Raw genomic sequence first — 12,604 nt, forward strand, 5'->3', positions numbered from 1 at the left:
AGGTCACTCATCGTGCGTTCCCATCTCGCTCTTCTCGCGTTCGTCGTGTGCGTAGTCGCTTCATCGCAGACGCGCTTCCCTCCCGACGTCGCTCCCTTCGTCTCGGTCGACGCGCGCACTGTCGTTCTCAACCACGTCCGTGTCATTGACGGCACCGGCGCCGCTCCCAAAGAGGACCAGACCGTCCTCATCGCCGACGGAAAGATCCAGTCCGTCAGCCCCGCATCTTCCACGCAGGCACCCTCCGGCGCTCAGGTTCTCGATCGCACCGGCTACTCCGTAATCCCGGGGCTCGTCGGCATGCACGATCACCTCTACTACACCGGCTCTGCGGCGCTTCAGTTCCGTAATGGACGAATCGAGGAACCAGGATTTCTTGCGGCGGAACTTCCATACACGGCTCCGCGCCTCTACCTCGCCGCCGGAGTCACCACCATGCGCACCACCGGCAGCGTGGAACCCTACACCGATCTCAAAATCAAACATCGCATCGACGCTGGTCTCATGCCGGGCCCGGCACTCGACACGAGCGCTCCCTACCTTGAAGGCCCGCACACCCGCTTCGCGCAGATGCACGAGCTCACTGGCCCTGAAGACGCCAGACATCTCGTCGACTACTGGGCCTCCGCCGGCATGACATCGTTCAAGGCCTACATGAACATCACGCGCGACGAACTCGGCGCCGCCATTCAGCAGGCCCACACACACAGGATGAAACTCACCGGCCACCTCTGCTCCGTCACGTGGCCCGAAGCCATCGCTCTCGGCATCGACGACCTCGAACACGGCCCAGTCTTTGCCGATACCGAATTCGTCTCCGGCAAGAAAGCCGATGAGTGCCCCAATGGCGGCGCGGCAAGCTGGTCCACACTCGCCATTGACAGCCCGCAGATCAAAGCCCTCATCGACAACCTGGTCTCGCACCACGTCGCCGTAACGTCCACTCTGCCCGTCTTTGAAGCCTCGGTGCCACTGCGGCCGCAGCTCCAGCCTCGCGTTCTCCAATCCATGTCCACAGAATCTGCCCAGAGCTACCTCACAGAACGCGCGCAGATCCCGACCACCTCACCCATGGCCTCACTGTTGCGCAAGGAAATGGACTTTGAGCTCGCATTTGCAAAAGCCGGCGGCATGCTCCTCGCCGGTCCCGATCCCACCGGCAACGGCGGCGTCCTTCCCGGTTTCGGCGATCAGCGCGAAATCGAACTCCTCGTCGAAGCTGGATTCACTCCGCTCCAAGCCATCCACATCGCCACAGAAAACGGAGCCGTCTACCTCGGTCGCCAGGACCGCATCGGCACCATCGCTCCCGGCAAACAAGCCGACCTCGTCCTGATCAAGGGCGATCCCTCGACGAAGATCGAAGACATCGAGAACGTCGAAACCATCTTTAAAGCCGGCATCGGCTACGACTCGCAAAAACTCATCGACTCCGTCAAAGGCCAGGTCGGCATCCGCTGAGCATGAGACGCTTCATCCTTACCGGCGCACCCGGCTCCGGCAAAACCGCCATCCTGCGCCAGCTTGAGCTCGAGGGCTTCAGCGTCGTCGAAGAAGCTGCAACCGACATCATCGCGGCCTCTCAGAACCTCGGAATCCCCGAGCCCTGGAGAAGCGCATCCTTCATCGACGACATCGTCCAACTCCAGCGCGCTCGCCAGCTCCGCGCCTCGCAGCAGTCAGACCAAATCCAGTTTCACGACCGCTCCGTCATCTGCACCGCCGCCCTCGCAAACTTCCTTGGCTACGGCATCTCACCCACGCTCAGCGCCGAACTGGAACTAATCAGACGCGAAACAATCTTCGAGAGGCAAGTCTTCTTCATCCGCAACCTCGGCTTCATCACCAACACTGAAGCCCGCCGCATCACCTTCGAAGAAACCCTACGCTTCGAAAAGGTCCACGAACAAATCTACCGCGCCCACGGCTTCGAACTCGTCTATGTCGATAAGGCTCCGCTGCAGGATCGAGTGGCGAAAGTTAGATCATTCATCACGACTTACAATTCGCCATGAATGCGATCCAAGCTACCCCGCTTTTCTGATCACTGAAAACTGATCACTGACGACTGCCTTTTACCCCATGACCACCACCGGCTGAAACAGCGTTCCCGCCACCCTCTTCGCGATTCCCACCAGCTCGCGCTGTCCTGCAAACACCTTCACCATCGGCGCCTGCGAGAACTCCGGCAAATTGGCCTGCGCCCCATTCCGCAACTGCCCCAGCACATAATCATCGCCTGAAACCGACGGCATCTCTGTCAGAAAACTCCGCGGATGGATGCAACTCAATTCCAACGCATCAGAATTTCCAGCAAACGCTTCCAACTCGCCCAGCGTTAGCGCATTCTCGAGCGTAAACACTCCCGCTCTCGTTCTCCGCAAGCTGCCTAAATGCGCTCCGCACCCCAGATCCTGCCCCAGCTCATGCGCCACCGACCGCACGTATCCGCCCGCGCTAATGCTCATTGCAAACGCAGCTTCTTCACCCTTCACTGCCGTGATCTCAAACGAACGTATCGTGATCTTCGCCGTCTTCAGCTCAACCGGCTTCCCCGCTCGCGCCAGCTTGTACGCCGGAGTCCCCGCGATCTTCTTCGCAGAAAAGACCGGCGGCATCTGTTCCATTTCGCCCTTGAATCGACCCGCCGCCGCCCGCACCTGCTCCAGTGTCAACACAGGATGCGTCTCCACGCCGACACGCTCCCCGTCCGCATCGTACGTGTCCGTCGCCACGCCAAACCGAATCGTCCCCGTGTAGCGCTTCTCCGCCGCGGAGAAGTACTGCGCCAGACGCGTGAACTTCCCCATCAGCAACGGCAGCACTCCCGTCGCCATCGGATCCAGCGTCCCAAGATGTCCGATTGATTTTTCGCCTGTGATCTTGCGCAGCCGGCTCACCACATCGTGGCTCGTCATCCCGCCCGGCTTATCGATAACCAGCAGTCCGTTCACTCAAACTACTTTAGACGAACCGACTGCCGGCTAATTCATACCCGCTCACAGCCCCGCGTTGCCGTTGTTCGCTCCCCGCACCAGCGACAGGAACTCCGACCGTGTCTCTTTCTTCTGGAAGCATCCCACCATCGCCGATGTCACCGTCGACGAATGTTGCTTCTCAATCCCCCGCATCATCATGCAGAGGTGCCGCGCCTCAATCACCACGCCCACTCCCTGAGGATTGATCGCCTCCTGGATCGTATCCGCGATCTGCCGCGTCAGCCGCTCCTGCACTTGCAGCCTTCGCGCAAACACCTCCACCAGCCGCGGAATCTTGCTCAGCCCGATCACCTTCCCATTCGGGATGTAGGCAACATGCACCTTGCCGATGAACGGCAGCATGTGGTGCTCGCACAGCGAAAACATCTCGATATCTTTCACGATCACCATCTCGTCGTAATCGACATCGAACAAGGCCCCGCGCAAAATCTTCGCCGGATCCTCCTGGTACCCCTTCGTCAGGAACGCCATCGACTTCTCGACCCGCTCCGGAGTCCGCACCAGTCCGTCGCGTTTCGGATCCTCTCCCAGCCGCGTCAAAATCTCCCGATACATCTCCTCGGTCGTGAACTTTCTCAGACCCTCTTCAATCTCCAACACACCGCGAACCGGCTTGTTCATTGCAACTGGCTGCGCCATTGTCTTCGTCCTTTCGCCCGGGGAAGTCAGGCGTCACTCGTTCACCGCTGCTATCCACGAAACTCAAAGAAATTGTTCTCGGTCTCTTCCACGCGCACATACTCCAGCTTCCCTGCTGGCAGCGCCTGTTTCAGAACGTCAAAAACTACTTTAGTAAGATTCTCGGTCGTGGGCACCTGATTCACAAAGAGCGCATCGCAGTTCAAGTTGGTGTGATCAAAGCGGGCCAGCACGTGTTCCTGCACGGTCTCATCCAGCGTCGCCATGTTCACCACCATCCCGGTCTCCCGGTCCACCTCTCCGCCCACCAGAACCTCAATCACATAGTTGTGCCCGTGGGGGTTGTTGCACTTCCCATACGTCGCCCGATTCTCAGCATCCGACAGCGACTCCGAATGCAACCGATGGCTCGCGCTCAACATGTACCGTCGGCCGAAGTACGCCTTCGCCATCACTGCTCTCCCCGGTACTCGGCGAAAATCTCCGGCGTCTCGTAAACCCGTACCCGGCTCAAGCGCGCTCCACCCGCTTTGCTCACGGCCGGCTCCAGCCTGTTCCATGCCGCAATCGCGATGTTCTCAGTAGTCGGAATCAGCTTCTTCTCCGCGAACTCCGGCACCTCCAGATTCAAGTGCCGGTGATCGAAATCCGCCAGCACCTCATCCTCGATCACATCCTTCAGCCACTTCAAATCCACCACAAACCCCGTCACCGGATCGGCCTCACCCGACACCGTCACCTCGAGCGTGTAGTTGTGCCCGTGCCCATTCCGCCGCGCACACCGGCCAAAAACTTCCTCGTTCTTCTCCTCCGACCACGCCTCGTTCCGGTAATAATGCGAAGCCGAAAACGTGGCCCTCCGCGTCAGTTCGATCATCCCACCCTCATTCTCTTAGATGCCCTCACAAATGCACTCAACCGCTCGTCATCGCAATAATCAGCTTTAACCCATCGCTGTATTCGATTCCACTGAATACACTTATGATTCAACATCGCTCTGTGTCCCTAGTCCCTAATCCCTGCTCCTCCATAGGTGCGCCCCTTCCATTCCACCTGCCGAATCACCTTGTTCTTGAACCAGCTTCGATACAGCAGCCCGATAAATAACGGCAGTCCCAGGGGCGAAATCGCGCAGTCCACGAACGGGAAGTTCGACTTCGCGACCCGCACATAGAACCGGAACATCGTTCTCAACCACAACAGGCCTAGCACCCAACCGGCTCCCAGCCACTCCAACCCCTTTGGGCTGAACCGCGCGCCCCACAGATGAATGGCCAGCCAGGGCAGCCCGAACAGCAGCACCAGGTCCAGCATCTTCCACAGCGCCGTTGCCATGGCATTGTTAAACAACAGCGCGAGGTTCTTCGTCCAACCCTCAATCATCGCGCTTGTTGTCCGATACATCCGTGTACTCAGGGCGTCCGGTGCATACCGAAACCGCAGCCCCACCCGCCGCCGTTTCGCCATGAAAGCCAGCTCCACATCCTCCAGCACGCGGTCCTTCACGCTTGGATGTCCGCCCAGCTTCCTGTACGCCTCGCGCTCCACCAGCAGAAACTGCCCGTTCGCCGCCGCCACCCTCTGATTCGGGTCCGACACCTTCGCCGGCGGATACGCCAGCGCTAGCTCCGAAAACACCAGCGGCATCAGCGCCCGTTGCCACAACCCCGAAACCAGCTGCCGCGGCGAGTAGCTCAGCATCCCCACCTTGTGCCGCGCCGCCTCGTGCATTGCACGGTGCAGATCGCCCGGCTCATGAACCGTGTCCGCATCCGTAAACAGAATCCACTTGCCCCGAGCCTTGCGCGCCGCCGTCCAGATCGCGTTGTTCTTCCCCGTCCAGCTCTTCTCCAGCTTCGCGGCCTGTATCACCGTCACGCCCGCGAAGCCGCGCGCAATCTCCGCCGTTCTGTCGGTCGAGTAATCGTCAACGACGATCAGCTCCCAATCCCGCCCCAGTTCGAACACGCTCTCCGACTGCGCCACCAGCGACCGCAGGCACTCGCCGATGCTCTGCTCCTCATTCCGCGCCGGCACAATCACCGTCAGCTCGATCAGCTTCTCCGGCTCCGGCTGGTCGTACACCGTCCCTGCACGCGCAGGAACGGCCAGCGGCTCACCCGGCTCGTCCGACAACCCCAGCACCGGTTTATATGTCTTTGCCCCGCTCGCATCAGGCGTGTCCGCCGTCACTTAACCCAGCCTTCCTTTCCGTCCCTACCGCTCCGTATTATAGAGACGTGCGGTTTCCTCGTTTGATCACGCTGGGCTTTCTGCTCGCGCTCGTCTGCGCCACTGCCTGCGATCGCGGCGCCGCTCCCGTCAACGCTGACCGCGTCGCCCCCGACTTCACCGTCAGCGACGGCGAAAACACCATCAAATTGGCCAATTATCGCGGCAAAGTTGTCCTGCTTAATCTCTGGTGGTCCCAGTGCCCCCCCTGCATCCAGGAAACGCCGGACCTGATCCAGCTCCACCACGACCGCCCCGACATCGCCATCCTCGCCGTCAGCATTGACGAAGACCCGGGCTCCTACCGCCGCTTTCTCACCCGCTTCCACGTAGATCTGAATACCGTCCGCGATCCTGACCAGAAGGTGGCCAAGCTCTACGGCACAGATGGATGGCCGGAAACCTACATCATCGATCGCAAAGGCTACATCCGCCGCAAGATCGTCGGCGATCCCGGCTGGTCCAACCCCGAAATCCGCACCTACCTCAACAGTCTCTAGCGGCCGGAAGACGTTCAACGGCTTTCTTGTGATTCGGAGAGAACCCTGCTCTGCGCTCTACGAGTTCGCTTTGAGAACGCGTTTCAGCATCGCTTCCAGCCCCGATTTCGCATCGGCATATTCGCTCGACGAAATCTTGCCTGAAACCTTGTCCTGCTCGAGCGAAAACAGCTCCTCTTTCAGCGACTCGATCAGAACGCCCTGCCCCCCACTTGGCCCTCCTCCCGCGGCAGTGCGCTGCTGCGGAACGGCAGCACGCGGAAGCTCGTCAATCGTTGCCGAAGCCCGAACCGCAGGCTCACTCGCAACCGGGCCCGCCATCGCGCTTCGCCTGCGAACCACAAAAAAAGCCACTCCCGCCAGCACAACTGCAAGCCCCCCCAGGAGCCAGGTCTTCGACCCCGACAGCGGATCCGGCGAACCGATCGGTTCTCCGATCCCACCGCCCGGCTTCCCTAACGGCCCAGAACTCGGCTTCTGCGTCGGCGCAGCGCCCTGGTCCTGCGGCATCTGTCCCTGACCCGATACATTGAACGCGATCACGTCCCCCGGATGCACGCCTTTCACCACGTGCGTCTCCACGCGCGGATCTTCCTGGGTCGCTCGAAACGGCGCGCCATCTTTCGCCGAGAACTCAATCCCTTTCGCCGTATAGACAACAAAGTTATCCGCCGGCATCAGAGGTCGAATCGCAAACGTATGCTTCCCGTCATACGCAAACCGGTACTGCACCTCGAACAAAGTCTCTTTCTCGCCTTGATCCGGCTGAATCGGCACGTTGAACGCGTAGTGGCCCTTCTGCGGCAAAGGCGCAAGATGCGTCCTCGTACCCAGCCCTCCCGGACGCGTCGCTGCAGCCTCCTCCAGCACCGCTCCCTCCGGCAGCACAATCTCGAACCCGTTCTGGCTGAACTGCGTGCGTGGCGGCGAACTGCTGTTCCTGACGAGGTATCGCTCTCTCACATTCAGCGTGCTACCCGTCGCCTCAATCAGCATCATGTCGGCGTCGATTCCCACTCCATCCACCTTCGCCGCGACGTCATAAACCGTTATGTTTGCTGGAGTGCTGTCCTGCGGAGCCGCGATGAAGTACGTTCCCCCCTGGTGATCCACACGAATGAGAAAGGCGCCCGCACCCGGCGTTTGCAGCGTGTACTTCCCATCCTTGTCCGTGACCGCTGTCGCCGCATCCGCCATTCCCGCGCTCACGTCCACCAGAACCACTTTGTCTCCGGCAGACGGCTTGTCGGTAGTCTTGTTCGTAACCGTGCCGCTCACTGCCGCGCTGTGCGCCACTGCCGATGCAGCCGCAACGGCTCCAGATACAATCAGCAGGCGTACTCCCTTACTCATGCAATGCTCCTCGCTTGCAACTGCGTGTCCGCGGGGGAACCGCCAAATTTGATCCCTGCCGCTTTCAGGAACTCCGAAGGCGAAGTCCCTCCCGCGAAAATCCAGACCAAATCATTCGGCAGCTCCCTCAACTCTCCCCCAACCTCGATCACCACGCTCCCAGGTCGAAACTCCACGGGCATCGAGTTGAACAGCACTTCAATCTTCCCTGCTGTCATCTGCTCGGCAATCCGCTTAGCATTGCGATCCTTCAGCCGGCTGAACTCCCCGCGCCGGTACGACAGCGTCACCTGATTCCCGCTCTGATGTGCGAGCCCCATCGCCGCTTCTACCGCGCTGTCGCCGCCTCCCACCACCAGGATCTTCTGATCTGTGTAGTGGTCTGCCTCGATCAGTCGATACAGCACATGCGGCAGTTCCTCGCCTTTCACGCCAAGCTTCCTGGGAGTACCCGCGCGCCCCATCGCCAGCACCACAGCCCGCGCGCGGTACTCGCCTTTGCTCGTCTTCACCTGGAACACTCCGTTCGTCCCACGCTGCACCGCATCCACCGCTGCGCCGGTCTGGATGTTCAGATCCGTGCGCGCCATGATCTTCTCCCAAAACCGCAGCAGATCTTCCTTCGACAGGCTCGTCTTGCTGAACTTTCCGTGCAGCGGAAACTCCACCGGGCTCGTCATCACCAGCTTTTGCCGCGGATACTTCGATACCGTTCCCCCTACGCTCTCGCGCTCCAGCGTCAGCGCCGTGAGCCGATGCTCCGCAGCCCTCAACGACGCGCTGATACCCGCCGGACCCGCGCCAACGATAATTACATCCCAAACCGAGCTATCCACCGGCCTCTCCGGCGACGCGGCAAGCCGCTGCGCAATCGCATCCACGCAATCGCGCCCCTGGTTCACCGCATTCTTGATCAGCGCCAGCCCGCCCAGTTCCCCCACAATAAACAGATTCGGAACGCTTGTTTCGTACTCTGCGCTGATCACCGGCATGTCCGCGCTCGACCCCGGCTTGGCCATCACCATCGTGATCGCCCCCACCGGGCACGCCTCCGCGCACAGACTGTGCCCGATGCATTTATGCGCGTTCACGATTGTTGCCTTTCCGCTCACAAGCGCCAGCACGTCGCCTTCCGGGCATACGGAAACACACGCGCCGCACCCAATGCACGCCTCGGTCATGATCTGCGGATGTTGCGCCCTTGGCCCATCAGAGAAGACCGGCCCGCGCGCCGCCTTCTCGCGCGCGGCCTCGTCGCTTCGCTTGTGCTCCCGCCAATAACGGATCAGAAAGAACGCCAGCACCGCGCCGGCGATCCCCCATGTCAGCAGAGTCTCCATCCCTCTAGTGCATCCCCATTCCGCCGAAGCCCAGCCCCATCACCACCACAATATGGAGAATCGCCAGCAATGCAAAGGCATAACTGAAGGGCCGATGGATGACGTGCCACAGATGAAACACCCGCTGCGTCTGATCCAGGAACAGAACACGCTTTGTCAGCGCCGCCTTCTGTCGCACGATACCGACAATATCTTCAACCTCGCGATTCCCCGACGAGAAAAGTCCGCCCAGCGATCGCAACCCGGCCGACCCGCCTCCCAGCCGTCTCAGCTTCGCCATCCTGAACGGCATCGCCAGGTCGAACACCAGCATCTGCGCAATCGCAGCCAGCGCACCTACCCGGCTCGCCCGCTCCGGAGACGGAGCCTTCAACGCCTTCCTCAGTTGCTCCTCGGTAAAGACCGACTGCACCAGCAGAAACTCCGCCAGCATCCTCTCGTTATCGTGCAGTTCCCCCAGAGACATCTCCGCCGCATTCAACGACCTCGGAATCTGTGCGTACAGATACCGCCCCACGATTCCGCTCAACGCCACCGCCAGCATGATCCAGAACGCAACACCCGCAATCCCCTGAAACTTGAACGAAGCATGAAACGCAATCACGATCGGTGCCGACATCCCCGCAATCACGTGAAAATCCATCCAATGCCGCGCAGTGCCCATCCGCCCGAGCCACGGAATCACCTTCCGCAGCGCATACAGAAAGATGATGAAGAACAGCACCGTCCCGAATATCCCCAGCTTCAGCCCAATCGTTCCGCTCGGCCTCAGTAGCTCATGCTTTGCCGAATACGGCCGCTGATCCAGCGGCAATATGTAGTAGTCCGCCCCATAAATCGCGATCGCCGCCAGAAACAGGAATGCCGCAATCGCAGCCATCTTCACCCGGATCCGATGTCCGAGTTCCTTCTGTTTCGCACGCGACCGGCCGGGCGCCGCCGCTCCAAGAATTGTGCTGCTCATTGCTGCTCCTTCGGTTGCGGCTGATCTGTGCTCTGCGCTGGGGCATCCGGACGAACCTTGTAATTCGGATCCTGCTGGGCGTCCGTCGAGAACGACTTGTAGCCTTCAAACACATGTGTATTGCGCCAGTGCTGCTTCGGCGTCGTCACATCCACCACGGCTTTCGATGGCAGCGTCCAGGTCTCGCTCCCTACGTTCTCTGCCTTGTACTCGACATGAATCTCCAGCGACCGCAGCCCCACATCGCTCATATCGTGCTCCAGGCTTGCGTCCGCCTGGATCACCTCGCCCGACGCCTTATCCAGCCACGCCGTGCCCTTCAACTCCAGCGGAAATTCCCGTCCCCGCAGAGCCAGTGCCGCCGGGGTTCTCCTTCCCGAAATATGCGCGAAGTGAATCGGAATCGTGGCCTTGTTCTGGACCACCTGCTCCGGCCCCTCCTCAAACGAAAATGCATCGCTGTAGTACGGATGAAACACCAGCAGCAGCGTCGTCATGCCATTGGTCGTCAGCATCGGCATCGAGACTTGCTTGTGCTTCGCATCCGGCGTCTCAATCCGCGATTCATTCAGCTGGAAGCTCTCATTACTCCCGCTCATCATGATCAGGTAATCGAACTGCGATCGCTCCGTTGAATCCGCATGACCCTTCGCATTGAGCTTCTGCTGCGTCACAGTTTCCGTGCAGTGCAGATCCGCCAACTTGCTCAGGTACCGCGACACCTGCCTCTGTGCCAGCACCACCGGGCCCGACGAGGGAACATCCGGCCCATCAGCCCGCACCAGAACGCCACTCAGCAGAATGAGCAATACAACCAGGCTCTGCTTAGGGAACATTGGCGGTCTCCCGTCTGCGTGTTGCCGCGCGATTATCGAAACGATACCCCAGCGTAGACGTCCACTGGTTGTAATTCAGCGAGCCGCCTCGCTGAATCGTGTACATACTTTCGAAGAACAGCCTCGCGCCCAGGTTCGAATCGAACACGAAATTGATGAACGACGAATCGTTGTTCGTCGCCACCGAAGATGCGTACGCATACTTCCCGAATTGCAGGTTCAGCCGCAGATTATCCAGCATCTCGCGCGACAAAGTGAACGTCGTATATCTTCCCGAAGCAAACGAGCTGTCAAACTGCGCCACTCGCGCATCAGCCGTCAGCCCCGTCTTCCAGATCTCCGCCACCGTCGCCCCGAACATCTTATTGAGCGAACTTTTCGGATCGTTTGAGTCGTTGCTGCTGCCCAGGCTGAAGTACCCGGTCACATGCCGCGGAAACTGAATTCGCGCTCCGCCGTTGATCCCTTGGTACAGGTACTTGTCCAGCAGTCCCGTCCCCACCAGCGACGCATCGTACGTCGGCACATCGCGGAAATACGTATCCGTCACATCCAGCGCCACCCGCGGATGCACCTGGACACGCACCGACAACAGGCTTTGTCCCAGCCCGACGCTGATCGCTTCTGCCCCTGGATTCGCCGTGGGTCGATCGATCTGCATCGAGTGATACACCGAGAAGATCCGCTTGAACGAAACATCATTCTCCGTGAACACGAACGGACGATTCATCTCCCACTTCAGCAGCTCCACGCCATATCCGGCTGTCGTCGAAAACCGGAAGGCATCGAAATCGCCTCCGCGAAAATTGAGATACGTGCCCCCGATCCGCCGATTCGGGTTGTAGCTCCACGAGGTCGGATCCGGCGTCGATCCCGCGAACATGCCGAGCATCGAATGCTTTCCAAATTGCAGACCACCATACGCGCCGTCGATCGTCTCCAGGCTGTTCGCATACGGCACATACAGCCTTCCAACCCCCGCCGACCAGCGCGACTCCGGATTGATATAGCTCAGGCTCATCAGATACGTCCGGTTGATCAGGTCCTGAATCGAACTCTGGTACGCCGAAGAATTCCGCCGCAGATTTCCCCGCCAGTACCCGTTCAGATTCCAGTGCGTCCCGAAGATCCGCGTAAAATCCGCCCGGAAAACCATCCCGTACGAGCTGGACGTCGACGACCCCTGCCCAACTTCCCGAATCGTGCTGACGTCGAAACCAATCCGTCCTCTGATCTGGTTGACTTCAGGAAGCGGTGGCCGTGGCACCTTCTCCCGCACCTCCTCATCCAGCGGATCTCCCGCGCTGAAGCTCACCACCATCGGATACTGCCGCGTGTTCCCCAGCGTGTCGCTCTCCACCCGCTTCGCAACTTCCGTGTCCGGCAGTGACAGCACATCGCCCGACGTGACGTTCCTGCTGCTCACCTCCACCTCGCACACCGCTGACGACGAAGCAATCGCCACCACCTTCAGCTTCGCGATCACACCGGGCTCAATCGCCTCATTTCCCTTCCCCGTCTTCGTCGGATCCTGCTTGACAACCAGGACCGTGCCCTCCTGCAGCCCCGCGTCCCGCCCGCCATCCACATACGCGTTGTTCCCATTCACATACTGGACGCGGAAATCCGTACGAATCGGCGCGCGCGCACTCTGCGCCTGGTCTTGTACCTGGATTGCCGGACTCTGCGCCGCCCACGCCGGCCCTGCAATCATCAGCATGATGAGCAATCGCCGCATCGC

The 12,604-nt window shown here is 60.1% G+C and carries 13 protein-coding genes; 3 read left to right on the forward strand and 10 right to left on the reverse strand.

Features of this window, described 5'->3' with window-relative positions:
* The first annotated feature begins 12 nt into the window (after positions 1–12).
* Together DHV10_RS23505 and DHV10_RS23510 are read left to right on the forward strand one after the other, a co-directional pair.
* Positions 13–1,461 (forward strand): amidohydrolase family protein, encoded by a 1,449-nt coding sequence (locus DHV10_RS23505; RefSeq protein ID WP_109488858.1) that lies wholly within the window; start codon positions 13–15, stop codon positions 1,459–1,461.
* A 2-nt stretch (positions 1,462–1,463) separates the two neighbouring features.
* Complete coding sequence (locus tag DHV10_RS23510) at positions 1,464–2,015, forward strand: AAA family ATPase (protein WP_109488859.1); 552 nt, start codon at positions 1,464–1,466, stop codon at positions 2,013–2,015.
* A 60-nt stretch (positions 2,016–2,075) separates the two neighbouring features.
* On the opposite strand, the gene truB is transcribed toward DHV10_RS23510, so the two are convergent.
* From truB to DHV10_RS23535, 5 genes are all read right to left on the reverse strand, one after another.
* Positions 2,076–2,954 (reverse strand): tRNA pseudouridine(55) synthase TruB, encoded by an 879-nt coding sequence (truB, locus tag DHV10_RS23515; protein WP_109488860.1) that lies wholly within the window; start codon positions 2,952–2,954, stop codon positions 2,076–2,078.
* A gap of 45 nt (positions 2,955–2,999) precedes the next feature.
* Entirely contained in the window at positions 3,000–3,554 is a 555-nt protein-coding gene (gene folE, locus DHV10_RS23520) for a GTP cyclohydrolase I FolE (RefSeq protein WP_420818759.1), read from the reverse strand.
* A 134-nt stretch (positions 3,555–3,688) separates the two neighbouring features.
* Positions 3,689–4,090, reverse strand: coding sequence for a 6-carboxytetrahydropterin synthase (locus DHV10_RS23525; RefSeq protein ID WP_109488861.1), 402 nt, complete (start codon positions 4,088–4,090; stop codon positions 3,689–3,691).
* A complete protein-coding gene (locus DHV10_RS23530; protein WP_109488862.1) occupies positions 4,090–4,515 on the reverse strand; it encodes a 6-pyruvoyl trahydropterin synthase family protein in 426 nt (141 codons plus the stop codon). Before DHV10_RS23530 ends, DHV10_RS23525 begins: the two co-directional genes overlap by 1 nt.
* A 128-nt stretch (positions 4,516–4,643) precedes the next feature.
* Entirely contained in the window at positions 4,644–5,831 is a 1,188-nt protein-coding gene (locus DHV10_RS23535) for a glycosyltransferase family 2 protein (RefSeq protein WP_239462003.1), read from the reverse strand.
* A gap of 47 nt (positions 5,832–5,878) precedes the next feature.
* Between DHV10_RS23535 and DHV10_RS23540 the strand changes: the two genes are divergently transcribed.
* Positions 5,879–6,370, forward strand: coding sequence for a TlpA family protein disulfide reductase (locus DHV10_RS23540; RefSeq protein ID WP_239462004.1), 492 nt, complete (start codon positions 5,879–5,881; stop codon positions 6,368–6,370).
* Positions 6,371–6,427: 57 nt separating this feature from the next.
* On the opposite strand, the gene DHV10_RS23545 is transcribed toward DHV10_RS23540, so the two are convergent.
* Genes DHV10_RS23545 through DHV10_RS23565 form a run of 5 tightly spaced genes read right to left on the reverse strand, consistent with a single transcriptional unit; the run spans position 6,428 to position 12,601 of the window.
* Entirely contained in the window at positions 6,428–7,723 is a 1,296-nt protein-coding gene (locus DHV10_RS23545; protein WP_109488864.1) for a peptidase associated/transthyretin-like domain-containing protein, read from the reverse strand.
* Positions 7,720–9,063 carry an NAD(P)-binding domain-containing protein gene (locus tag DHV10_RS23550; RefSeq protein WP_109488865.1) on the reverse strand — a complete coding sequence of 448 codons (1,344 nt, stop codon included), beginning with the start codon at positions 9,061–9,063 and terminating at the stop codon, positions 7,720–7,722. The genes DHV10_RS23545 and DHV10_RS23550 overlap by 4 nt, the downstream gene beginning before the upstream one ends.
* A gap of 4 nt (positions 9,064–9,067) precedes the next feature.
* The gene (locus DHV10_RS23555) at positions 9,068–10,027 is read right to left on the reverse strand and encodes a hypothetical protein (protein ID WP_109488866.1); all 960 of its coding nucleotides are present in this window, start codon (positions 10,025–10,027) and stop codon (positions 9,068–9,070) included.
* A complete protein-coding gene (locus DHV10_RS23560; RefSeq protein WP_109488867.1) occupies positions 10,024–10,863 on the reverse strand; it encodes a hypothetical protein in 840 nt (279 codons plus the stop codon). Before DHV10_RS23560 ends, DHV10_RS23555 begins: the two co-directional genes overlap by 4 nt.
* Positions 10,853–12,601, reverse strand: a complete 1,749-nt coding sequence (locus DHV10_RS23565) for a hypothetical protein (protein WP_109488868.1) — start codon at positions 12,599–12,601, stop codon at positions 10,853–10,855. Before DHV10_RS23565 ends, DHV10_RS23560 begins: the two co-directional genes overlap by 11 nt.
* Positions 12,602–12,604 lie beyond the last annotated feature (3 nt).

Origin of the sequence: Occallatibacter savannae, from assembly GCF_003131205.1 — a bacterium.
In the GTDB taxonomy this organism is placed as follows: Bacteria; Acidobacteriota; Terriglobia; order Terriglobales; family Acidobacteriaceae; genus Telmatobacter; species Telmatobacter savannae.

Excerpts from the sequence above, each read along its gene's own strand:
- DHV10_RS23530 (WP_109488862.1), bottom strand. The coding sequence starts at position 4,515 with ATGATCGAACTGACGCGGAGGGCCACGTTTTCGGCTTCGCATTATTAC.
- DHV10_RS23560 (WP_109488867.1), bottom strand. The coding sequence starts at position 10,863 with ATGTTCCCTAAGCAGAGCCTGGTTGTATTGCTCATTCTGCTGAGTGGC.
- DHV10_RS23550 (WP_109488865.1), bottom strand. The coding sequence starts at position 9,063 with ATGGAGACTCTGCTGACATGGGGGATCGCCGGCGCGGTGCTGGCGTTC.
- DHV10_RS23525 (WP_109488861.1), bottom strand. The coding sequence starts at position 4,090 with ATGGCGAAGGCGTACTTCGGCCGACGGTACATGTTGAGCGCGAGCCAT.
- DHV10_RS23510 (WP_109488859.1), top strand. The coding sequence starts at position 1,464 with ATGAGACGCTTCATCCTTACCGGCGCACCCGGCTCCGGCAAAACCGCC.
- DHV10_RS23565 (WP_109488868.1), bottom strand. The coding sequence starts at position 12,601 with ATGCGGCGATTGCTCATCATGCTGATGATTGCAGGGCCGGCGTGGGCG.
- DHV10_RS23545 (WP_109488864.1), bottom strand. The coding sequence starts at position 7,723 with ATGAGTAAGGGAGTACGCCTGCTGATTGTATCTGGAGCCGTTGCGGCT.
- DHV10_RS23555 (WP_109488866.1), bottom strand. The coding sequence starts at position 10,027 with ATGAGCAGCACAATTCTTGGAGCGGCGGCGCCCGGCCGGTCGCGTGCG.
- folE (WP_420818759.1), bottom strand. The coding sequence starts at position 3,554 with ATGTATCGGGAGATTTTGACGCGGCTGGGAGAGGATCCGAAACGCGAC.